Here is a 23,283-nt window from a genome sequence, read left to right as displayed (position 1 = left end):
ATAAATCATCGTTTTACTCATTCTTAGAGAGCATCCATACGGGTGCTCTTTTTGATCTTAAATGAATCGATTTTATGTCCGTGAGAATATAACACACTGCAAGCATGAATTTTTACGTGTCGCCGCCACATTAGGTGGCCATTACATTCTCGTAACTACTTAGAAGGTATAAGTGTAGATAACTTATTAAAACCGGAGTGGGAGCAATTCATTATGCTCTGTGCTGAACAATCGGTAGAGGTAACGGATTATGATAGAGTGCTTTTTTGATGGTTCGATCTTCGAAGTACAAATCCATATGCTTTTAGGGAAATAAGAAAGATAGACACTAAAGAGATTAAAACATGGCGAGAACTGGCATATGCCGGTTCTTTTTAATGTGTGTCGGCCGTTTGCTATCCTAGAATGTTATATATTGAACGAATCATACTTCCCACCAAGCAAAATAAGCAGTGGAGGCCATCAGTCCTCCAACCGAAAGTGATCCGCTGACAGAGAGATTAATGGCTTGACCCGGAGGAACCACGTAACGGCCATATTCATTGGACAGAAACGGCCCTGCTTGAAGGGGCATAGCCATCAATGGGGTCGCTCCTGAAGGTGTAGCAGCAGAGAACCGTACCGTGGCTACGCTGGTATTGCTGCTGGAAAGATTGCTGTTTACTGATGTTAGTGTGGTGGGCGATGTCAGTGTTCCATTCGCGCTCAGACTCATGGAACCACTGAAGGAAGATAATAGATTGAGTGATACCGTGATTCCGCCGGAGAGCCGTGATACGTATAGGGTTTTCCCACTCCCTGCGGGATTGGCCAATTGTACGGTGGCGATCACCGTTCCTCCCAGCAACCCCAGTGTTGTGGAATTGGTGGAACCTGCATTGTACAGATTGCCTGTATTGCCGGCATCGTTCTCCGGTGGGGCAACAATGCCGGGAGAGGTATATGTGTTGGTATTCGACGTATAGACGGGCTGGCTTAACGGGTTAAATACATTATTGTTTGGCACTGGTTACACCACCTTCTACATATAATCACACTCAGAATTCCCACCAGAACAGGTTAATGGCTGCAGTCTGATTCCCCGTACCTACGCTTATGGATAATGTTTGTCCTGGTGGAACAATAATTGAGCCGTTCAGATTGAGTAAATACATACCTGCTGTCAGCGGGATACTGGTTAGGCTCGTGAAGGCACCACCCAATGTACCTGTATTCTGCCTTGTGGAAACTACACTGGTGTTCGTGTTTCCAAGTAGTGTATTGACGGGTACAGGTGTACTCCCACCAGTCACCGTTCCACCAGAGTAGATGACCAGGGTAGCTGCTGCTGTAGTTCCCCCGGTGAGGCCGGAGATTCGCAAAGTTCTTCCGCTACCTGCTGCATTCACGACTTGTAGTAGAAGGTTCTGGTTGGAAGGAATCGAGGAATTGTTGGTCGTTAGGGCAAAAAAGCTGCCTGCAGCAGCTGCACCGCTGTCTGGTGAAGCTTCAATTCCAGGTGCCGAGAAGGTATTGGTCAGTTGAGTAAACAGAGGACCATTGGATTGGTTGAATACATTATAGTTGGTTATCTCATCCACCTCCCATAAACCAGTTCATTTTGAGAAATAATCCGTTTGAATCGCATTTCATTGTACTTGCAGTGTATGTGTAATGAAGAAGAAGGGATTGGGGACTGAACCGTATATCTGGAAATAACGGCGGTTGCCGTGCCCGTATTTCCAATCCGGGCATACGATGCGTAAGCACATTTTTTAAGGGGAAATCGAGATGAGTCGAACAGCGAAGCGAAGCAAGAAGAGAAAGAAGCAACCAACTAAATATGTCAGTCGCCGCCGCTCCCGTCTTTCCTGCCGCGCTAAATTGCTGAAACCTCCTTGTTCCCGGATCACTCGTCCCCGGTTCAAGCAGGGTGCTTCCTCACGTACGAAACTCCCTGGTGCTTTTCAATGTTTTACAGAGCATACGTATGTCGGAGCCGAAACCAGTAACAGCATGGATTCACTCCCGGCACAAGACACCTCATCACTCAGCATGTATACCTATGGCGTTGTGAATCGGGGGAAACATCCGGCTCTTGTACAGATCCAGATCAGCCCCAATGCCGTGGATTATGCTGTGGACAGCCAGGAGGTGGTCGCGGGAGGACAGACCAAAGCGCTGGTACCCTTGCGTTTTTTGCATTATACCCGGCTTGCCATTCGATCCGTTGAACCGAATCAGCCGACCCGGCTCGATGTTTACTTTCAGGCACAGCGTATGCCGTAAGGGAGTATGATCTCACAGATTTGACCAGGGAGGAGGACGAGACACATGCCTAACTTTACAACGTTTAATACGAATCCGGATAATCTGAGAACGTTGATTTTTGGTCAGGATAGTACAGGCACAGCCCAGCCTGTCAGAACGGATACGAGCGGGAACGTGGTTGGTATTATTTTGGACGGAACCATCAGTAACATCTCAGGTCTGACCACGGTTACAATTAACGCCGGAACCATTACCAACATTCTGAACGGAACGATTACGAGTGTACTTGGAACGACGATCACGGCAGGTACGATCAACAGTGTGCTTGGAGCTACAGTGACCGCAGGTACGTTGACGAACTTGTTGAATGGTACGATTACCAGTGTATTGGGAGCAACGATCACAGCCGGAACCATTACAAGTGTACTCGGGGCAACCGTAACAGCAGGAACACTCACGAACTTGCTTGATGGTACACTTACCAGCGTGCTCGGAGCCACGGTGACTGCAGGGACACTGACGAACTTGCTGAATGGTACGATCACCAGTGTATTGGGAGCGACGATCACAGCCGGAACCATCACCAGTGTGCTTGGGGCCACAGTGACCGCAGGGACACTGACGAACTTATTAAACGGAACCATCACCAGTGTGCTCGGAGCAACAGTAACAGCGGGAACTTTAACGAACTTGCTGAATGGTACGATTACGAGTGTGCTTGGAGCAACAATCACTGCAGGTACGCTGACCAATCTGCTGAACGGAACGATTACAAGCGTACTTGGAGCAACGATTACAGCAGGAACACTGACGAACTTGTTAAACGGAACGATCACCAGCGTGCTCGGCGCTACGATTACGGCAGGGACACTCAGCAGTGTGACGTCCATTTCACAGAAGAGTTTTCAGGAGTCGCAGCTCATTAGCACCCCGACGGCTAACACCTTTACACCGCTTCCAGCAGTGACCACTAGTGTATTTGGTACGTATTCTTTCTTTGTATACAATAGGGGACCGGGTGTAAACCGGGTAGATGCTCGCGTTGAGATCAGTGCGAACGGTTCGAACTGGTACACGGATGTGACGACGGTGACGGGCATTTTGTCCGGGTCAGTGGATGTATTGGTTCCGCAGCGTTTTCTCAAATATACACGTCTATCCTACCGCTCCAGCCTAGTTGGTGCACCAAGTACGATTGATGTGTTCTTCAATGGACAAGGCACATAACCCATTTATTTGTCATATAGGTACATGGAGTTCCTTTGGTGGACTTCATGTACTTTTTTGTATTGGAGGTGGTTGCATTTGCAGAACCGTTTACTTGGAATCCATATGATTGTGCAAAATGGAGAACATCACCTGCCCCGCTGTCTCGACAGTTTGAAGCATATCGGCACGGAATGCTATATCACCGATACAGGCTCGTCCGACCGTACAGCCGAGATCGCCAGATCATACGGAGCAACGGTGCTGCACGCCCGTTGGGAGGATGACTTTGCACAAGCACGAAATATCAGTCTGCCTCTGGCGAACACGGAATGGGTCCTGTATTTGGATGCTGATGAGTACGTTACGCAGGGATTGGAAGAACTGCTGACTTATTTACCTAAAGTCCATAAAAGCATTACAAGATTGCGTATAACTATAGAGAACCGATACGGAGAAGGGGTAGAAGAGAGCGTTATCTCTCAGCCAGTGAGACTGTTCCGTGCTCATCAGGGATATCGATACAAGGGGCGTATTCATGAGCAATTGGTTCGTAGTGGCCCATGCGAGCCTGTCCGGTATGAGGCTGGTGATATGGATAAGAGCGAGAACTGTATAGATGAAGAACATTTGTTGGTTGAGAATGAACCGCTTGCTCCACTATGTCTCATTCATGATGGGTATCTGGCTTCCGCGATTGCTCAGGAGCATAAGCCAAGACGTAATTTGAAGCTGATTAAGCGTGAATTACAGGATGATCCGAAACAGCCCTTTCAACTGTATAATCTGGGCGTGACCTATTGCCAGCTTGGTCAGAATGAACAGGCAATTGAAGCGTTCAGTGAATCATTACGCCTGACAGAGTTGCACGCGCCATATCGTCCTACATTGGTTAGAGATTATGGGAAAGTCCTTGTGGGATTGGAACGATATGAAGAGGCGCATTCACTTCTGGCTGTGGAAAGGCATCGTTACCCATCTTATGCTGATCTGCACCTGTTGTATGGGGAGACGTTGGAGCAGCAAGGTTTGGAGGAACGTGCATACCAATCCTATGCGCGAGCGACCGATTGCCGGGTGGCGCTGGATAGTGATGGACAGAGGAATAGCGGTAGCACGTTAGACGCGTCATATGTAACGGAAGCGGGTTCTGACAGTTACAGAGCGTATACCGCCATGGCCAGACTTGCACAGAAACGGGGCTTCCTGAATGAGTCCGCACATCTGTACGGGCTGGCTCTGGATAGTATGTCTGTGTATGCTCCGGCATGGATGGGGTTGGCAGATGTGCTGCAACAGTCCGGAGAAACGGATGAGAACATAGCAGAAACATTGCTCGTCAGATGCAGAGAGATCGGAGAGTCAGGGCATGGTGACTTGGTTCGTGGTGAATTGTCCCATCCATACGCCGTGACGAATGAGGATCATCTGGTGCATGTGATTCATGTTCTCGCAGGCTGCGGGGCATATGGGCAGTCATTGAATATGCTGGATTCCATTACGCGTAGTGCTCGTATCCATGTAGCAGATCGAATACATTGGTTGTTATGTGCGAACAGGGTTTCGGATGCCTTGCAACTGGTGGAAGAACACTGGGAAGCTGAGGGTATGAATGGGGTTAGCATACAGGCAGAACACAGAATGAATTGGGCACTGGCTTGTTGGGCCAATGGATTACGATTAACCGAGACATTCTTCGCAACTGCGTATCCAGAGGAAAAGGATGTATGGAAGGTCATTGACCGTTTGCTGCATCAGTTGCCCAAAGAGCCACGCTACATGGAACCTGAGTCAGGAGAACAGAAGCTTCTACAATGGGGTCGGCAGGCACAGCTGGTGGCAGAGAAAATTGTGCAGCAGGCCATAAAGACAGGGCAGCTTACGCTTGCTGAGCAACTGCATGAGCTGCGGGCAATCATGATGAGTGAGCATCGGGGAACATCCGTAACGGTACGGCGGGAGTTGGCAAGCCTGCTATATTGTCACGGGTACACCATGGTAGCCGCGAACATCCTGATTCAGTGCATGACCGAGAGTGAGCTGGATGCCGAAGGGTTATTCTGGCTGGGTGAAACGCTGTATACCAAAGGCCACAATGATCAAGCGCTCTCTCTGTTTGAGCAGGCTCTGGAGCGGGAGCCTGCTATGTGGCAGGCTCGAGTTGGAGCAGCGGTATGTTACATGCAATTGGCAATGGAGGCAATTCGGCAGGAATTGGTTCGTTCTCCGTCTTCAGGGGAACTCGCTGCACAACTTACCGCATTGGAACAAAGGCTACAAACGACCGAAGGCATCCCGTGGCGTACGCTTTTCCATGCAAAGGAAAGGAGGAATCAGCTTGCGAGCGGAACGAATTTCCCTATGCATGATCGTGAAGGATGAGGAAGAGTTGCTGCCTCATTGCCTTGCCAGTGTCCAGGGAGCGGTGGACGAAATTATTGTGGTGGACACCGATTCATCGGATCGCAGCGCGGAGATTGCGCAGCAATATGGCGCGTTGGTTGTGCGATTTGAGTGGTGCGAAGATTTTGCCGCAGCACGGAATGCTGGCCTGGAGCGCGCTTCCGGCGACTGGATTCTCTTTCTTGATGCGGACGAGGCGCTCGATAGGGCTGCGCGGGAGCAGATCAGGAGCTGGACGACGGTCAGCGGATGTGACGGATTGTTTTTAAACATTCATAACTATACAGGCTCGGGTCAGCAGGGGGTTACCGTGAATCCGGTTTTGCGTCTCTTCCGTAATGCCCCGGAGCATCGGTTCGAAGGTCGGATTCATGAGCAGATTGCCGCGGCGATTTGCCGTAGGAACCCAGAGGCTGCTTTTCATGTGACGGACATGGTCATCCATCATTATGGGTATCAGACGGCGATTGTGGAGCGCAAAGATAAGGTGAACCGTAATGTTCGCCTGCTGCAACAGGCAGTGGAGGAAGAACCGGATCAGCCGTTCCATCACTATAATCTGGGTGTCGAGTATCTGCGTGTGGGGGAAGCGGAGCGGGCCTTGGAGACGTTTGGTATGGCTCGGATGGGGATTGATCCTGCGGTGACCAGTTACGCGCATTTGCTGTTCAAATATGAAGTTCGTTGTCTCCAGCATCTGAATCGCTGGCAGGAGGCATTAGATCGCATTGATGCTGCGCTTGAACTCTTTCCAGAGTACACGGATCTGATGCACCATCGCGGGGTATGTGCAGACGCATTGGGTGATGCAGATCGGGCAGAATATTCGCTCCGTGAAGCTGTTCGCATGGGACCACCTCCGCCCATATATCATACGGAAGAAGGCATCGGCACCTATCAGACGTGGCATACACTAGGGCGATTGCTGGAAGGAAGGGCGGATCTGGAGGGTGCGGTAGATGCTTACGTCGAGGCGGTGCGTGCCAAATCGAGTCTGTTACCGCCGCTCTATCGGATATTCCGGATTATGCGAGTCTCCGGGCAGGAACATCAGATTCCAGAGCTGGTGAGGGAGCGCTTTGCACTCAGTTCGGAAGGGGCTACACACAAAGTATTGGGCATTCTGGAGCAAAGTCGTTGTTATGATGCGGCTTTGCAATTGTTATCGGGTATATCCTCACAACCTTCCGCAGAGATGAGGGAGCGTTTATCTGTGGCGGAGGCGATGCTCCAAATCCAACAGGGAAGATGGAATAAGGCGCGTCTGAAACTGGAACCTGTGCAGCGGAAAAAAGGGCTGCTCGCAATCTCGTCTGCCCGATGGCTCGAACGTTTGGAGTGGATCGAGGGGAAGAAAGTCAACGGAGATGATCCATTGACCTTGTGGTTAAAGCGTAGTTCGCAGGTGGGTGAAGGAACGAATGAGGAATCTGCTGTGCAGACAGGGAGAACGGTTGGTCTGAGAGCGATAAAGAAGAAGGACATGGACTCCAGCATAGACGGAACGGTTGCAGGAAGAGAGTATGATGGCTGGCAGGCGCTTGGACTGATGATGGAAGGATGTGTACAGTCAGGGAGATGGAAAGAGCTGCATAGCCTGATTCAGATGTGTCGACAGCAATTGGCTGGAGCAGGATTATCGGTGGAACAGAGCGTTCGAATGGGAGAGAAGGAGAAAGAGATGGAAGGGAAAAAGGAAAACGGGAAGGTGAGTGACATTGATTCGTTCCCTGGGGCTTCGGATACCCTGACGGGAACAAGCTGGCTGGTGAAAGGATTAATTAGTGCTGCGGATCATCATCTGGAGGTATTCGCCCAACATGCAGATGGACAGCGGCACCGTTGTTGGCCTGTCGTTCAGCATATTCGGCTGGAGTTACCGGGAGCGGACGGGTTTGAGAGCTGAGAGGGGATCAGGCAGGTCCGGGGGTGCAACTTAATTCAGTGGGCTAATGGATGGGACTGAACTCCGTTGGTGAGGGGTGGTGACGAATATGGGCATAGGGATTAGTTTGTGTATGATCGTGAAGGATGAAGCCGGTTCACTCCAGCGGTGCTTGAATGCAGTCAGGGATGTTGTGGATGAGATCATCATTGTAGACACAGGCTCGGTAGATGATACAACTGAAATTGCGTGTCTCCATGGGGCCGTTGTAATTCGGACGGAATGGAACGGAGATTTCAGTGAAGCCCGTAATCTGTCGCTGGCCGCTGCTACGAAACCGTGGATTCTGGTGCTTGATGCGGATGAGGTATGGGTACAGACCCCTCAGATGAAGACAGAACTCATGCGGTTGTTAGCGGCAAGTAGGGATGACGTGTGGGGATACTGGATACAGGTCACAAGTCTGCTGGGTGTGTCCGGTGAAGAGCATGTGACGGATGCGGTATGTCGTTTGTTCCGAAATGATCCCCGAATTGTTTTTCAGGGCAGAATTCATGAAGAGATTGCTTCTTCCATTATGGCACTGGCTCCGCAAGGTGTGCTTCATTCTGGACTTGAAGTCATTCATTATGGATATCTGGAGCAGGTGATTACCGCCAAAAATAAAGGCGCACGGAACATGCAGTTGATTCGCTCTGCGTTGAATCAGGAGGGAAACCAACCGGAGTTGTTATATGCTCTGGCTGCCGAATGGTTTCAGCTAGCGAAGTATGATGAAGCACTCCGGTTGTTGCAGCCGTTATTGGCACAGCTTACGCCGGAGTGTGGATATCACTCGGATCTGGTGCTGAAATCGGCTTACTCCTGGCGAGAGATTGGCAGCCCAGAACGGGCGCTTGCTGTCGTGGAAGCATGGGCGCACGTGTATGAGGATTTTCCGGATTTGTTGGAGCTTGGTGCTGTACTTGAACTGGATCAAGGGCGAGAGGACGTAGCCTTGGATTGGTTAAAACAGGCTAAATCAGCTGCTTCCACAGCCAGCAGGTATACATCAGTCTCTGGTGCTGGAACCTACCGCAGCCTGACGCTGGAAGGCATGGCATATGAGCGGGCTGGCCGCTGGGCAGAGGCAGAAGCCGCGTACATAGCGGCGCTGGGCATGCAACCCGGCAGCATGGCTGCATGGCAGCGGCTGTTGTTGCTGGCCGCAGCCACAGGGCGGCCGCATGCCATTGCCAGCGTTGCCGCTCGGGTAAGCTTGCCGCCTGCGGCATGGCAAGCGTTGATCCCGGCCGCGCTGGCCGCGCATCGGCTGGAGTGGCTTCTGCGCCATGCGACGGCGCTTGCTGCCCCGCTGCGGGCACAGCCGCTGGCCGCCGGGCTTGCGCTGGCCCAGCTGGGCGAGGACGCCGCAGCTCGGGCGGCTTTGCAGCCCTGGGCGGCGCATGCGCAGCACGGGCCAGAGGCGGCCCTGGCGCTGTGGGCGCTGGGCCACAAGCAGCCCGGCGGGCGGAACGCCCAAGCGGCGGCTCGCCATGCGGCAACGCTGCCCGCCGCGGCCCACGTCGCTGAGGCGCTGCTGCAGCGTGGGGCCACGGCCGGCAGCCTCAGCAGCAGCGGCAGCCCGCCCCGCGGCGCAACGGCCGGCGGTCCGGCCACGCCAACGCCAGGCGACGTGCTCGCCGCTGCGCAAGCGCTCGCCGGCGTAGGCGCCTGGGCCGCATGGCTGCGCCTGCTGCAAGCCCTGCCGCCCCGCGGCGCGCTGGCGTTGCTTGCAGCGCTTCCGCCTGCGGCACGCTGCGGGTTGCTGCGCGCACCCGCGAGCGTCCGCGAAGGGCTGCTTGCGCTATGCGGCACGCCTGACGGCACGCAGCAGCCCCACGCGGACGAAGTGCCCGCCTCGGAGCGCACCGCTCACGCGCTCCTCGCGGGCACGCTCGCGCTGCTCGCCGGGCGGCAGAACCTGGCGCGTGAATGGGCCGAATCGGCCCAACTTACTGCGCGGCAACCTGCCGCCACAGGTCGCCCGGCGACGACAATCCCGCCGGGCCTGCACACCCTGCTGCGCCTGACAGCACCCGGCGCAGCCTCTGCTGATGAATACACCAACCAGTGCAACATGTTACTGGTACACCTTTAATCTTTAATCTTTATATCTTTAATCACTAATTATTAATTTCTAGTCTCTAGTCCCCAACCTCCATCCCCATATATTCCCGCACTAGCCCATCCGATTGAAATTGTAAAAGTAACGGAGCTACCGGTAATCGGAGGATTGCCCGAACCGTGTATTGTTCCGTTGCTAATGGGTCGAGCCCTCGAGCCCTCAATTTTCCAATCTGCACTTAACTCAACGTAAGCCAATTCGTCTCAGCCTTTGCATATCACCGCTCGAAAACAGCGGATCGGCGTGCCGTACATGTCAGACCAGATGGCATCGTCCGGCTCATCCACATTCAGTTTATCTTCAATGGTTAATCCGGTGACAGCCATGATCGTCTCCAGCAGATCCGGCCGCATCTCGGGCACATCGAAGGTAGCGATTAACTGTCCGTTTGGTTTCAGCACCCGAGCGAATTCACGAAACGCCCGCAGCATCGTGCCCGTATCCAGATGTTCCAGTACAGAGATACAGAACACCCGATCAAACTTACCTGACTCGTACGGAAGCTGGGCCAGATTAGCCTTTGCACGGTGCAATCGGATGAGAGTTGATTCCGGCAGATCCTGGGCCGCTTGCTCACCAAAATCAGAAACGATATCCAGTCTTATCGCCTCTTCAGACAAAATACGTTCATCCCAGTCACAAGCGTGAACCTCGCGGCAGTGTTCGGCAAGCCAGAATTTGAACGGATGGGAGATGCCGCAGGCTGCATCAAGGACCACATCGTCCGGACGTGCAAACCGCCGGGCCCATTCATATTCGTAGGGACGGCTCCACCATGCCGGATGCAGCGGGAAGACCAATGTGTCCGTTTTAGGATCACTTTGCCGAATGTATCTTGATTCCATGAATTCCGTTGCCTTGGGCATATCCCTCATCCCCGAATTCCCTCCTTCAATCCTGTCTCTGCCAAAAAAGATTCCAACACCGTGCTCCACCGGCTCCGCCACCTGGCGAGATCATAGGACAGTGCAGTCTCGCGCGCATAGATTCCCAGTCGTTCTCGCTCGGCCCGATCCTGTACAAGGCGTACCAGTGCAGCGGTTAGTTCCTGCTCACCAGGAGGTACCAGCAGCCCATTAAAACCATCCTGAATCAGATCATTCAATCCGCCAACATTGGAGGCAATTACCGGAAGTCCACAGCTCATCGCTTCCAGACAGGCATAGGAGGTGCCTTCCGAGAACACGGTGGGAATTACGGCGATATCTGCCTGATGGTAGGCCGCTCGAATATCACGGAAATCATACGTACGCTGGTTAATTCGCTCCGCGTGTGGATGAGTACGATGCCAGTAACGAAAGACTCTCCCGACCGTACTGCCTTCGACCAGTTCCCCGGCAAATTCAATCTCCAGATCCGGAAAGGCTCCAAGAAGTTTATCTGCCGCCAGCATCATTGGGATAATACCCCGTTCCATGCTGATGCGGCGCGGATAGATAATGCGAATCGGGCGGGGAGAGGTCATACGGGCATCCACAGTTTTCTTTTCAACCTGTCCCTGAATCGGACCATTAACCTGATACTCAGCATCTGCTTCTACCAGAATCTCCGTAGCCCAATCCGTTGAATTCCGGTGGTTATGAGCAAACCTATACGTTTCGCCATCTGCCTCAGCTTCGTCCCGTTTCGATAACTGCAAATGGAGATCTACCTTTCCTTTCTCCTTTCGTTCTTGATCGCTATCTGTATCCCTACCTCCGTCTCCGTTAGCCTTACCATTGTTCGCTCCATCACGACCCATTCCACCCTTACCTTCTACAGCTTGCACCCCTGATATAACTGCACCAACATTCTCTTCATGACTCGCCAGATCATGCTTCCATGCGACAAGCCATTCGTCTTCCTGTTTCTGCTCCAAGGTCCGTGTTGGTGGGGCTGGTGTGAAATAGGACGTATCCACTGCGTTGGGAATCAGGATAACCTGCCTTGGATCAGTATAGGTGCACGCAGCCCGGCAAAAGGTCTGGAAATGAGAATCCACGGATACAATGCGCACGAGTCCATCCAGAGCCAGTTGAATATGTTCCGCGACTTGTTGTTTGGTCTCCAGTGGCAGTCCGGGACGATCCCAGTTAATGCCGTGACAGATGCCAAGACTGCCGGGTTTGTAGGTGATGGGTTGCCACAGACAGCTGGCATAGATCACGGGACCGCGCGCTGCGGCTGCCATCCGGTCAAAGGCTTCCGGTACATTATCCATGTCGTACGAATAACCAAATACGTCAATCTGCTCCGTCCGAGTCTGGAATGCTTCAAAATAGGACAGTTGATGAACTTCGGGAATATGCCCGAGTCCCCGGATGACACTGCACAGATCCAGAATGTAGCGTTCCAGTCCACCACCAAATACACGACCGAATTCCCGGTTGTACCCGTCGGTGAAACTATGTGTCAGAATACTCACCACGCCCATCTCACGGTCCCTCCTTCCAGGGAATCAGCCGAGGTTCCGGATCGAGAATAGACTCGTAATGTGCAAGATTGCCCCACTCACCGCTAGGATCAATGCGCTTGTAACGCAAATATTTACGAACCCGGTCCTCCAGACTGCCTGCCCATCCGAGATGCTGAACCTTCAATTCCGTGCTGACCCCAGGCAATACCGTGCAGGACAAGGGAAGGCGGGGAACATGATGATTCTGTTGTGGATAAAAATAAGGATATCCAGGCATATACCGTACAAGTGAAGCAGTATGCCGTTTATGCAGACACCAGAGATCATCTTCCCGGTAGTGGGTCCGGCCACCCCACATATCGTAGAATCGGAATGCAAACCAGTCCGCATACTCCTGATTAATCAGAGTGCGTATGGCTTTCTTGGCCTCTGAGCTGTATAGCTCATCCGCATCAACCGAGATCAACCAGTCGGGACATGTTCCCGCTGCCGCTTGCCACAAGGTGTTGCGAAGCCGCCATTCCTCGGCGAACAGTGGTTTCTCCAATACCTCCAGACGGACCACCTTTGGATAGGCTTTGCATATGTCCGGTGTTCCGTCTGTGCTGGCATCATCCACAATGACGATCTCATCTACGAACTCACTCAGATCATGCAATACTTCTTCAAGGTATCGGCCACGTTCATTGCGAACCTGGAGCATGGCGGTCAGCTTGTTGCCTTTGCTTTTGCGAACCCGACGAATGGAGAAGGGCTCTTTGAATACGCTCGTTTCCTCCTCTATGGAAGTAGTGTCCTGTTCGAATTGACCTTGTGCGTCAGTCCAGAGATGCACTTGGCTTCGGGAGTCATGTGATGGTTGTGCATGATTCGGCGTGTGATCGCCATTTTCCAATAAGTTTATATGTGTCCTATCCACTGTTTCCGTTGGCGTGAAAGTGGTTTCGGTTCGGATATTCCTGTGCACCATTGGCCCATTCAACTGCTGTCTACGCTTCTTCGGGTCCAGCATCATGGCACCTCCCCAAGCAATTGCTGTACAGCATGATCCAACAGCTCCAGCTCCACAATCCGGGCCAGCGCATCTTCATCCTCCAGTGCTGTCTCAAGAAAATGTCGGACTGCCCCGTGTCGTTCCCCTCGCAGTGCCAGCGCACTGCCGGATAATTGCTGGTAATCCCGGCGACTGGCATCATCCTGAATATCGACTGCATGCACCAGAGCCAGTGCTTCTTCCACACGTCCAGTCTCCTGGTAGATGCGGAATTTCCAATGTCTCGCCGTTTCTCCGCCAAGTTCGTCCAGGATACGCAGGGCGTTTCCGTAATCATCGTTCATACGGAGTAGTTCCGCTCGTACAAGTTGATCTTCTCCTGCCTCAAGCCAGCGACATAACTGTTCATAATGATGCCGTTCTTGTTCATCTGCTGCACTAATTCCATACACCCGCAGGGCGTCCTCCAACTGTCCAGCCCGGGCATGGATGGCAGACAGGAATCGATAATGGGAGACCACACAATCACTGCGACCATTCATGACCGCATGGGTGAAGGCCTCTTGCAACGAATGGACGGCCCGCGGATCTTCAAGCAAGTACTCATAGGCTGCCAGCAAAAAGGATATCGTCTCATGTGCACCTGCTTTGGCACGGAGCTGACGGTAGAAGTCGGCACGTACACTGCATTGAAGCAGGGTGACGCTATCTGGAGTGCCTGACAGGATCTGCCGTAGCGCATGCAAGAAGAGCAGTTCGTAGTCCCGGAGAGGGACTTCGAGATCATCCTTTTGCATCGTACCCGCAGGTGCAGGGTCTTCTCCGCCCAGCCAGATGGCACGTACGCCTTGGAATAACAGCTTCATATAACGTGTCTCGGAGGATGTGCCTACCAGATCGGCGATGCCGACCAGTTTGGAAATACTGCTCTCCCATAGGGGAGAAGATGATTCTTCCCCAGCAGGCTCAGGGAGCAGGACGATACATAGCTCCGGCTCCAGCGAGGCTGTAGCCATAAGCCAGTAGGGATGGGCGACCACGGCTACGGTGCGAGGTTCCAGCAATAGCTGCTCAGCCTCAGGGAGGGAGATGGTGGTAATGACCGGAGGTACATCTTCTGTTTGCGTCAGGCTGCTGACATAGTAGACCTCTCCCTCGATCGACAGCAGTGCAGCAATATCGGGATAGGGAAAGGATGACCAGCCCCCTTTGCGAGGGAAGAGAACATATCGGACAGGGGGCTGTGTTGTACTGGCCTTATCCTGGCTGGCTTCGGTGTCTTCACCTGGTAGTGGTGCAGGTTTTTCCATGAATAGTTCACCTCACCTTGACTGTAATATGGAGCGTCATTCGCTCTGCATGTACTGCATGCTTTCACTTCATATGTAAAGCCCTCACGGTACTTCGCATGATATGCCTGAGACTAACATATGGGCATTCCGTCCCAAACATGAGTATCTTCCATGAATAGATGAAGTTGGCATGCTGTGATAATAGGCTGAATTTTATCTTTTGTGTGACCAGGATCACTTTTTTTTGCTCTAGAGACGAAGATTGTGATAATTCTCACATGTATAAAATAGGTAATCTGGCACAATACGTTCATCAACGTATTTGGCGGACAGACAGCGAAGGTGCAGCTTCAATGCCAAATACGCATACTGCGAAGTGAACAGAAAGAAGGGGTAACGGTATGGATCCGATTATGTTATCGCGTATCCAATATGCACTTACAACGATTTTCCATTTCTTTTTTGTCCCGCTATCCATCGGTCTTGTACTGTTGGTTGCAATCATGGAGACGTTGTACGTTGTTAAGGGTAAGGAGATCTACAAAACGATGGCCAAGTTCTGGGGCAAACTGTTCCTGATTAACTTTGCCGTCGGGGTTGTCACAGGTATTCTGCAAGAATTCCAGTTTGGCATGAACTGGTCCGAGTACTCTCGGTTTGTGGGAGACGTGTTTGGTGCGCCACTGGCTATTGAAGCGCTACTGGCGTTTTTTATGGAGTCTACATTTATTGGGTTGTGGATATTCGGATGGGATCGTTTGTCCAAAAAAGTGCATCTGGCCTGCATCTGGCTGGTGTTTGTCGGCACATTCCTGTCCGCGCTGTGGATTCTGGCAGCCAATTCATTTATGCAACATCCTGTTGGGTTTGAGATTAACAACGGCCGAGCCGAGATGAATGATTTCTTTGCACTCATCACGAATGGTCAGTTGCTCGTCGAGTTCCCACATACAATCTTTGGGGCATTGATGACAGGAGCCTTCATTGTAACCGGGATCAGTGCCTACAAATTGATGAAGAAGCAGGATGTGGAGATCTTCCGCAAATCGTTTAATATCGCGATCATTATCGCTCTTGTTTCTTCATTTGGTGTAGCTTTCTCCGGACACTTCCAGGCGCAATATCTGGTGGAGACACAGCCGATGAAGATGGCAGCCAGTGAGGGCACATGGACAACGACAGAAGATCCGGCACCATGGACGGTGGTCGCTTTTATTGACCCGGATAAACAGGAGAGTACGGGTGAGATCAAAATCCCTGGATTGCTCAGTTATCTGTCCTACAGCAAGTTCTCCGGTAGTGTCAAAGGTATGAAGGAGCTTCAAGCTGAGTATGAACAGACGTATGGACCGGGGGACTACATCCCGCCGGTACGGACAACATTCTGGAGTTTCCGCATTATGATCGCAGCGGGTGGTTTAATGATTGCATTGGCGCTATACGGTACGTTCCTAGCCATGCGTAAGAAGCTGGAGGTCGCTGGAAAGTGGTTTATGCGTCTGATGGTGTTCGCCATCTCCCTGCCGTTTATCGCCAATACGTCAGGTTGGATTATGACCGAGGTAGGAAGACAGCCATGGACAGTATTTGGCTATATGACAACCGAAGCCGGGGTCTCGCCGAACGTATCCGCAGGAACGATCCTGTTCTCGACCATCGCTTTTACCGCTGCGTATACGGTTCTCGGAATCGTGATGGTATACCTGTTCGTACGTGAGATCAAAGCAGGACCGTTTGCGGTCGAGAAGCCAGAAGATCACGATGAATCGGCCGATCCGTTCGGCGTGGATGGAGGTTATTCCGTTGTCACTAAGTGAGTTGTGGTTTTTGCTGATTGCCGTATTGTTTGTTGGTTTCTTCTTTTTGGAAGGTTTTGATTTTGGTGTGGGGATGTCTACAGGCATTATTGCCAAAACAGATCGTGAACGCCGGACCCTGATTAACTCAATCGGTCCGTTCTGGGATGGTAATGAAGTATGGCTGATTACGGCAGGGGGCGCGATGTTTGCTGCCTTCCCGCACTGGTATGCCACGTTGTTCAGTGGTTTTTACCTGCCACTTGTGGTGGTGTTACTCGCCTTGATTGGCCGCGGAGTTGCTTTCGAATTCCGCAGTAAAATGAAACAGCAGCGCTGGCGCAAAACATGGGACATCATCATTGTGGTCTCCAGCGCGCTTTTACCGTTCCTGTTCGGAGTGGTCTTTGCCACTTTGATGAAAGGTCTGCCCATTGATGGGGAGATGCAGTTGCGTGCAGGATTCCTCGATATTGTTAATCCGTACACCGTGATTGGTGGCTTGAGCGTAACCCTGCTGTGTCTGGTTCATGGATTGCTGTTTGCATCATTACGAACAGTAGGTGATCTCAGAGAGCGTGCCTTGAAGACAGCGCAAAAATTGATGTTGCCGCTAGCTGCACTGCTCGCCGTTTACGCGTTAATGACGTATTTCATGACCGATGTATTCGCCGTACGCGGCTGGGCTCTTTGGATCATGGTTGTACTTGGCGCAGTTTCGCTTGCACTTGCGGCATACTTTGTTCGTCAGAAGCGTGAAGGCTGGGCTTTTGGTATGACTGGGGCAGTGATTGCCATTGCCTTTGCCTCGGTATTTATCGGACTTTTCCCAAGAGTGATGGTGAGTTCCTTTGGGGCGGCGTATGACCTGACTGTATACAATGCCGCATCGGGTGCGTATTCATTGAAAGTAATGACCATTGTAGCTTGCACATTGCTGCCGTTTGTTCTTGGTTATCAGATCTGGAGTTATTATATCTTCCGCAAACGTCTGAACGAGCAGCACCACCTGGAGTACTGATATGGGACGGGGGCTGATGAAGCTGCCGGGCATCCGGCCGGTACTTGCGCTGGCCTCAGCGCTGGTGATGCTACAGGCGATGACGATCATTATGCAGGCTAAATGGCTAGCACAGGCCATAACGGCATTATTTGAAGGTTCATCCGTAACGGAGCAGTATCCTGTACTGCTGCTGTTCCTGGCTGCTTTTGCCACCCGTTACGCCCTATCCTTCTGGTTACAACTCTTGACTTCACGATATGGGGAGAGGACAGGGACTGATCTGCGCAGACAGATGGTGGAGCAGTGGTTCAGGCTCGGGCCGCGTTATGCCAAGACAGAGGGCACAGGCCATCTGGTTACACTGGCACGTGAGGGAACAGCTCAATACAAGACGTATCTGGAACTATTTATTCCTCGCATGCTGGGCATAGGATTCACACCCATCGTCATTCTGCTGTATGTGTTCAAGCTGGATCTGATGTCCGGGGTTATTCTGATGCTGACACTCCCAATCCTGATCGTATTCATGATTCTGATTGGCCTCGCAGCTCAGCGTAAGATAGACGGACAATTCAGATCTTACAAAGCACTCGCTAACCATTTTGTCGATACCCTGCGGGGGCTGGAAACGCTAAAAACATTGGGACAGAGCAAAACACATGAAGGGTCCATTTTGCGGGTCAGTCAGCGGTATCGGAAAGCAACGATGTCTACGCTGCGCATGGCTTTTCTTTCTTCGTTTGCACTCGATTTCTTTACGATGTTGTCCGTTGCTTCCGTAGCGGTTGGTCTGGGATTACGTCTGACAGAAGGGCATATGCTACTTTGCCCTGCGCTGACGGTACTGATCTTGGCACCCGAATATTTCCTGCCTGTACGTATGCTCGGCGCTGATTATCATGCCACATTGGACGGTAAGGAAGCTGGAGCGGCTATCAACCAAGTGATTGAACGGGGGAAAGCTGCTGAACGGAAACAAAAAGAAGCTTATGCAAACGTTGTTGCGCATGCGGACATGGCAGAGGATGGGACGGGATCTGCATCATCGTTATCTTCGGGTAAAAGGAAAGCAGGCACTTCGACCATACGTGTCGTGTTGAATGATAAAATGGCTGCGGGGCATCTTGATTCTGCTTCTGTTTCTACTACTCCTGAGCTTGTTTCTTCCTCTTCCTCAGTGTTCTCTTGGAATGAGAGTAGCAGATTGGCTCTAACGGATGTACAGGTACGGCATGATGATGAAGGTCCTTATTCGCTAAAGGATGTCACATTTCAGATCACGGGTCTTGGCAAAATCGGTATTATTGGTGCCAGCGGAGCAGGCAAATCCACGTTGATTGACGTATTGGCTGGATTTCAGCTTCCTACTTCAGGCCAAGTATTAGCCAACGGACAGCCTGTGACACAGGATATGCTTGAATCCTGGCGAAGACAGACGGCAGCTATCCCGCAGCATCCGTATATCTTTAGTGGAAGCCTGGCCGATAACGTTCGTTTCTACATGCCGGAGGCATCGGATGCGGAAGTGGCGAAGGCCATTAGCGCAGCTGGATTAACCAAGCTACTGTCTTCATTATCCAGTGGGCTGCATGAGCTAATTGGGGCTGGAGGCAGACAGCTCAGTGGTGGGCAGGAGCAACGCGTGGCGCTGGCAAGGGCCTTGCTTAGTAAACGAAACATCCTGTTGCTTGATGAACCGACAGCACATCTGGATGTGGAAACAGAGTATGAACTGAAACAGACGATGCTGCCGCTGTTTGAAGGAAAACTTGTATTTTTGGCTACCCATCGTCTGCACTGGATGCCGCATATGGATCGAATTATTGTCATGGATGGCGGCACAGTGGCAGAGACGGGAACACATCAGGAATTGCTGGCACGACAAGGCGTATATTATCAGATGATTCAGGCCCAGATGGAGGCGATATAAAATGAAGTCCGGATATGAACATATGGAGACCGTCCGTAACGGAAAAGAAAAAAATAGCTGGATCGCTCCGTACGTGGCACAGTACCGCTGGAGATTCATTGCAGTCATTGCGCTGGGTACATGCGCTGCCTTGTGTGCGGTACTGCTGCTGTTCACCTCCGGATTTCTGATCTCCAAGTCTGCGCTGCATCCTGAAAATATTTTGATGGTGTATGTACCTATTGTTGGGGTACGTGCATTTGGGATATTCCGTGCCGTCTTTCGATATATTGAACGATTGGCAGGACATGATGCCGTACTGCGTGTGTTGGCTGATCAACGGGTGAAGTTATATCGCATTCTGGAGCCACAGGCCCTGTTCCTGCGCTCTCGTATGCAGACCGGAGATGTGCTTGGAGCACTCGCCGATGATGTGGAGCGGCTGCAGGATATTTATCTGCGTACAGTCTTCCCTGCGGTTACGGCGCTCGTGATGTACGGTGGGGCTGTGATTGCTTTTGGCAGTGTGGATCTTGGATTTGCGGTGTGGATGGGCTTGTATATGTTATTTCTCGTTGCCGTGTTACCTGCGATCTCGCTGAAAGTGACTTGGAAATGGCGTGTGCGGCTGAAAAAGGATAACAGCAGGTTGTATACCCGTCTGACTGACGGTGTGCTTGGACTGGGAGATTGGCTTGCAAGTGGACGAGCCGCGGAATTTGTTCAGCAGCAGGAAGAGGCGGAAGAACAGGTCGACGCGGTTCGTCGCAAGTTGCGGCGTTGGACACGCTGGCGTGATCTGATGGCCCAGTGTGTCATTGGCCTAATGGTATTATCGGTTACGTTATGGGCTGAAAACGCCGCTTCTGTCGGGCAATTACCTGCCGTAATGATTGCTGCTTTTGTGCTGGTGTTATTTCCGCTCACGGAAACGCTTCTGCCCGTAGGGGATGCGGTGGAGCATCTTCCGAGATACCGGGAATCACTGGACCGCTTGAAACAGCTGGAAGGGAAAGAGCATCTTTCGTGGAAGAATGGAGCGGACGATGTTGACGGGACGGGCGAATCAATCTCTGTAGTAAAAAGCAGAAAAACAATGGCCGGTCAGCCATCTGAGTCCGTGCCAGCTGCGAATGATACCCCGGACAGACGAATTCGTCTTCGCATTCCACCCAAACTCAGAGCAGACATCGAGATTAATCGCGTAAGTTACCGTTATGCAGCGGATGATTCCTACGCCGTACAGGATGTATCCCTTCATCTGCCACAAGGCAAACGATTAGCTATTCTTGGACGAAGCGGCGGCGGCAAATCGACATTGTTGAAGCTGATTCAGGGGGCATTAATTCCGTCTGCGGGGAAAGTTCTGATCAATAATATGTCTGTGCAGACCTTGGGTGAGAGTGTCACTGATGTTGTCGCGGTGCTGAATCAGAGTCCTCACCTGTTCGACACCACGGTAGCCAATAATTTGCGGATTGGTCGTCCACATGCAACGAATGAGGAGATTCGTCAGGTGGCCGCGCAAGTAGGGTTATCCGGTCTGATCGAATCTTTGCCGCAGGGATATGATACGCCAATGCTGGAGACGGGCCTGCGTTTCTCCGGTGGGGAAAGGCAACGGATCGCTCTGGCCCGGGTACTGCTTCGGGAGACACCTGTTATTATATTGGATGAACCAACCGTAGGGCTTGATCCGGTGACGGAACGCGAACTGATGCGCACCATTCTGGACAGCTTGCAAGGCAAAACGATGATCTGGGTCACCCATCACCTGATTGGTGCTGAACAGATGGATGAACTTATTTTTATGGAAAATGGACAGATTGCCATGCAGGGTTCTCACGAACAATTGCTGTCTGGAGAAGAGCGATACCGCCGTCTTATCGAACTTGATCGACCCGGATGGACAGGTCGGCAGCAACAGACACAATCGTTGCCACCCGTAGCTTCGAGATAAGTGGGAGCCTGTTAGCGCCGAACCATATAAGCATAACAAAGAGACGAGCCAAGAAATCTTGGACTCGTCTCTTTTTACATTTCGATATGACCGCTTTTGGTTGCGGATAATTACATTTCCACCAACATTAAAATAATGGAGGACAGACACAGACAAGTGCTGACGAGATAGAGCACAGCAACAACCTGTTTATGATTCAATCCGGCACGCAGCAGTCGATAATGAGCTTGACTTGCATCGGCCTGATAGATCGCTTTACCTTGAATGAAGCGTTTAATAACGACAAAGATGTTATCAAAGATCGGTACACCCAGCGCCAGAATCGGAATGAAAATGGACAACATGGTTGCTTGTTTGAATGCACCATCCAGAGCAATAACCGCCAGAATGAAGCCGAGGAACGTAGCACCTGCATCGCCCATGAACACTTTGGCAGGAGCTTTGTTGTACTTCAGATAACCGATCGTCACACCGACCAGAATGATCGACATGAGTGCAGAATCACTTTGGCCTTTGGCAAGGGCCACGATGAACAGGGTAATCGCCGAGATGGCCGATAATCCGCCAGCCAGTCCGTCCATGCCGTCCGAGAAGTTGATGACTGTTGTCACCCCGAAGATCCACAGGATCGTTAGAATGAATTGCAGCCAGATTGGAAGCATGACATATTCCGCGTTGAAGGGATTCACGAATCCGGTGAACGCAATACCTGAAGCAAATACGAGTACTGCCGCAGAGACCTGTACGAGCATCTTGGGCAGGGCAGGGAAATCTTTGCCTTTTGTTTTGTACCAGTCGTCGACGGTACCAATCGTTAGCAAAAGCATACCACCAGCGACCAGGGCCGCCGTTTCCCATGTGATTTCTTTCGTCAGAGCAATGTATGTCAGGAAAAATCCAGTAAATATCGCGTAACTCGCCGTGAGCGGGATAGGTTGCCTGTGCAGCTTACGCTCCACATCTTCTCGAGGCTTGTCCACAAAATCGAGCCGATGAGCCAGTCGACCAAGCGGCGGAATAAGCAGAACCACGACAGCAAAAGACACTATAAAAGCCAGTATGTATACCATAAACTCGCTTGTTTCACTCCCATCTACCAATTTCCCCTTATTATACGAGTTAAACAGGAAATCTGTCGATGTCATTATTGTAACCAGACGTACGTAAAGGTGAGCAAAAGTTCAGGTTTTATCGCATTTGAGGAAGATAGGAGCCAAAATAATGTTTTACGGCTTCAGCATGATATCCATCATCACCTTGCCAGGTTGCTGCAAAGACAAAATCGCTGGAACCACCTTTGCGTTTTCTTGGTTTATCTCCAGGAACCAGTATGCCTGCTGCCGCCCAGATTTCCAGCAGGGCATCTCGCTCCTGTTTGCTGGAAGGGAAGAGATCCTTCCACTTTTTCTCCAGTGAGCGAGCACTGTCTTTAGGGTCTTCCGTCTGAGCTGCTTTAAGCAGGTTGACCAGGATGGCTTGGTCTTCAGGAGTTACTTCATAACTTGCATCGTTGTCCTGAAGCAGTAATTCCAGATCCATCAGGCAGTAGATAAGCCAGCCATGCCGTACGCCGCCCCACTTGATCCGTTCAAAGTTCAGGACGTTTAGGTCGACGTTGGAATATTCCTTGTCTGACTGCAAACGCAGGAAATTGCAATCTCCACAGGCACTGGTATTAGCGTGAAGGGCAGGGCGTTCCGCGTAGGTGTGTAAAGGCATGTTCGATGTTAAAGCCCAGCTGGATAATGCGCTGCGCAGGTAGACTTTTTTGGTGGACAGACTATGTAGAAAGGCCGAAATCACGCGTTCCTTGAAGGAGTCATCCTGATGCATGGCGTACAGACGCTGGACAATCTCATCATGCGTGATCGTGAGTGGGTCGAACATAACGCCTTTGCTCTTGGCATATTCAAATTCATCTCCAGAGAAGGGTGCGGAAGTTGTTTTCCAGCCGCCGCCTCCCCAGAATGTGCTCAGCAGTATCTTTGCCGCTTTTTTGTCCATATGGTTAGCCTCCTTATAT

17 protein-coding genes are annotated in these 23,283 nt (G+C 51.6%); 9 read left to right on the top strand and 8 right to left on the bottom strand.

All coding sequences use genetic code 11. The annotated features are described in order from the left end of the window. Positions 1-424: 424 nt before the first annotated feature. Positions 425-1,006 (bottom strand): hypothetical protein, encoded by a 582-nt coding sequence (locus tag NST33_RS29520; RefSeq protein ID WP_221819763.1) that lies wholly within the window; start codon positions 1,004-1,006, stop codon positions 425-427. A 31-nt stretch (positions 1,007-1,037) separates the two neighbouring features. Next, positions 1,038-1,580 (bottom strand): hypothetical protein, encoded by a 543-nt coding sequence (locus NST33_RS29515; protein WP_221819760.1) that lies wholly within the window; start codon positions 1,578-1,580, stop codon positions 1,038-1,040. Between the two features lie 190 nt (positions 1,581-1,770). Here NST33_RS29515 and NST33_RS29510 point away from each other — a divergent pair, with 190 nt between their 5' ends. The 5 genes from NST33_RS29510 to NST33_RS29490 all read left to right on the top strand — a co-directional run bounded on the left by NST33_RS29510 (position 1,771) and on the right by NST33_RS29490 (position 9,884). Next, on the top strand, positions 1,771-2,268 hold the full coding sequence (locus NST33_RS29510) for a DUF6385 domain-containing protein (RefSeq protein WP_221819759.1): 498 nt from the start codon (positions 1,771-1,773) through the stop codon (positions 2,266-2,268). Between the two features lie 45 nt (positions 2,269-2,313). Further along, entirely contained in the window at positions 2,314-3,477 is a 1,164-nt protein-coding gene (locus NST33_RS29505; protein ID WP_339306087.1) for a DUF6385 domain-containing protein, read from the top strand. Positions 3,478-3,555: 78 nt separating this feature from the next. Then, positions 3,556-5,838, top strand: coding sequence for a glycosyltransferase (locus tag NST33_RS29500; protein WP_339306085.1), 2,283 nt, complete (start codon positions 3,556-3,558; stop codon positions 5,836-5,838). Beyond that, a complete protein-coding gene (locus NST33_RS29495; RefSeq protein WP_339306083.1) occupies positions 5,795-7,765 on the top strand; it encodes a glycosyltransferase in 1,971 nt (656 codons plus the stop codon). The genes NST33_RS29500 and NST33_RS29495 overlap by 44 nt, the downstream gene beginning before the upstream one ends. A 112-nt stretch (positions 7,766-7,877) precedes the next feature. Next, a complete protein-coding gene (locus tag NST33_RS29490) occupies positions 7,878-9,884 on the top strand; it encodes a glycosyltransferase family 2 protein (protein WP_339306081.1) in 2,007 nt (668 codons plus the stop codon). Between the two features lie 230 nt (positions 9,885-10,114). On the opposite strand, the gene NST33_RS29485 is transcribed toward NST33_RS29490, so the two are convergent. From NST33_RS29485 to NST33_RS29470, 4 genes are read right to left on the bottom strand one after another with little or no spacing between them, the layout of a single operon-like run. Continuing rightward, entirely contained in the window at positions 10,115-10,786 is a 672-nt protein-coding gene (locus tag NST33_RS29485; RefSeq protein WP_339306079.1) for a class I SAM-dependent methyltransferase, read from the bottom strand. Continuing rightward, on the bottom strand, positions 10,783-12,324 hold the full coding sequence (locus tag NST33_RS29480; RefSeq protein ID WP_339306077.1) for a glycosyltransferase: 1,542 nt from the start codon (positions 12,322-12,324) through the stop codon (positions 10,783-10,785). Before NST33_RS29480 ends, NST33_RS29485 begins: the two co-directional genes overlap by 4 nt. Position 12,325: 1 nt before the next feature. Next, on the bottom strand, positions 12,326-13,321 hold the full coding sequence (locus NST33_RS29475) for a glycosyltransferase (RefSeq protein WP_339306075.1): 996 nt from the start codon (positions 13,319-13,321) through the stop codon (positions 12,326-12,328). After that, complete coding sequence (locus NST33_RS29470; RefSeq protein ID WP_339306073.1) at positions 13,318-14,610, bottom strand: hypothetical protein; 1,293 nt, start codon at positions 14,608-14,610, stop codon at positions 13,318-13,320. Before NST33_RS29470 ends, NST33_RS29475 begins: the two co-directional genes overlap by 4 nt. 383 nt (positions 14,611-14,993) lie before the next feature. Between NST33_RS29470 and NST33_RS29465 the strand changes: the two genes are divergently transcribed. The 4 genes from NST33_RS29465 to cydC are packed head-to-tail and all read left to right on the top strand — an operon-like array spanning position 14,994 to position 21,260. Beyond that, on the top strand, positions 14,994-16,409 hold the full coding sequence (locus tag NST33_RS29465; RefSeq protein ID WP_339306071.1) for a cytochrome ubiquinol oxidase subunit I: 1,416 nt from the start codon (positions 14,994-14,996) through the stop codon (positions 16,407-16,409). Next, a complete protein-coding gene (cydB, locus tag NST33_RS29460) occupies positions 16,354-17,409 on the top strand; it encodes a cytochrome d ubiquinol oxidase subunit II (protein WP_244898245.1) in 1,056 nt (351 codons plus the stop codon). The genes NST33_RS29465 and cydB overlap by 56 nt, the downstream gene beginning before the upstream one ends. Before the next feature lies 1 nt (position 17,410). Next, positions 17,411-19,321 carry a thiol reductant ABC exporter subunit CydD gene (gene cydD, locus NST33_RS29455; RefSeq protein ID WP_339306069.1) on the top strand — a complete coding sequence of 637 codons (1,911 nt, stop codon included), beginning with the start codon at positions 17,411-17,413 and terminating at the stop codon, positions 19,319-19,321. Between the two features lies 1 nt (position 19,322). After that, on the top strand, positions 19,323-21,260 hold the full coding sequence (gene cydC / locus NST33_RS29450; protein WP_339306067.1) for a thiol reductant ABC exporter subunit CydC: 1,938 nt from the start codon (positions 19,323-19,325) through the stop codon (positions 21,258-21,260). Positions 21,261-21,370: 110 nt separating this feature from the next. Here the strand turns inward: cydC and NST33_RS29445 are convergent, their stop codons facing one another. Next, complete coding sequence (locus tag NST33_RS29445; RefSeq protein ID WP_145325010.1) at positions 21,371-22,330, bottom strand: MraY family glycosyltransferase; 960 nt, start codon at positions 22,328-22,330, stop codon at positions 21,371-21,373. A gap of 118 nt (positions 22,331-22,448) precedes the next feature. Further along, positions 22,449-23,264, bottom strand: a complete 816-nt coding sequence (locus NST33_RS29440) for a hypothetical protein (protein WP_221819743.1) — start codon at positions 23,262-23,264, stop codon at positions 22,449-22,451. Positions 23,265-23,283: the final 19 nt, after the last annotated feature.

Source organism: Paenibacillus sp. FSL L8-0435, from assembly GCF_037965655.1.
Classification (GTDB): domain Bacteria; phylum Bacillota; class Bacilli; order Paenibacillales; family Paenibacillaceae; genus Paenibacillus.
Note: the sequence above shows the minus strand (reverse complement) of the source record. Positions and strands in the feature narration are given on the sequence as shown.

Excerpts from the sequence above, each read along its gene's own strand:
- NST33_RS29510 (WP_221819759.1), top strand. The coding sequence starts at position 1,771 with ATGAGTCGAACAGCGAAGCGAAGCAAGAAGAGAAAGAAGCAACCAACT.
- NST33_RS29505 (WP_339306087.1), top strand. The coding sequence starts at position 2,314 with ATGCCTAACTTTACAACGTTTAATACGAATCCGGATAATCTGAGAACG.
- NST33_RS29490 (WP_339306081.1), top strand. The coding sequence starts at position 7,878 with ATGATCGTGAAGGATGAAGCCGGTTCACTCCAGCGGTGCTTGAATGCA.
- NST33_RS29485 (WP_339306079.1), bottom strand. The coding sequence starts at position 10,786 with ATGAGGGATATGCCCAAGGCAACGGAATTCATGGAATCAAGATACATT.
- NST33_RS29480 (WP_339306077.1), bottom strand. The coding sequence starts at position 12,324 with ATGGGCGTGGTGAGTATTCTGACACATAGTTTCACCGACGGGTACAAC.
- NST33_RS29475 (WP_339306075.1), bottom strand. The coding sequence starts at position 13,321 with ATGATGCTGGACCCGAAGAAGCGTAGACAGCAGTTGAATGGGCCAATG.
- NST33_RS29470 (WP_339306073.1), bottom strand. The coding sequence starts at position 14,610 with ATGGAAAAACCTGCACCACTACCAGGTGAAGACACCGAAGCCAGCCAG.
- NST33_RS29465 (WP_339306071.1), top strand. The coding sequence starts at position 14,994 with ATGGATCCGATTATGTTATCGCGTATCCAATATGCACTTACAACGATT.
- cydB (WP_244898245.1), top strand. The coding sequence starts at position 16,354 with ATGAATCGGCCGATCCGTTCGGCGTGGATGGAGGTTATTCCGTTGTCA.
- cydD (WP_339306069.1), top strand. The coding sequence starts at position 17,411 with ATGGGACGGGGGCTGATGAAGCTGCCGGGCATCCGGCCGGTACTTGCG.
- cydC (WP_339306067.1), top strand. The coding sequence starts at position 19,323 with ATGAAGTCCGGATATGAACATATGGAGACCGTCCGTAACGGAAAAGAA.
- NST33_RS29445 (WP_145325010.1), bottom strand. The coding sequence starts at position 22,330 with ATGGTATACATACTGGCTTTTATAGTGTCTTTTGCTGTCGTGGTTCTG.
- NST33_RS29440 (WP_221819743.1), bottom strand. The coding sequence starts at position 23,264 with ATGGACAAAAAAGCGGCAAAGATACTGCTGAGCACATTCTGGGGAGGC.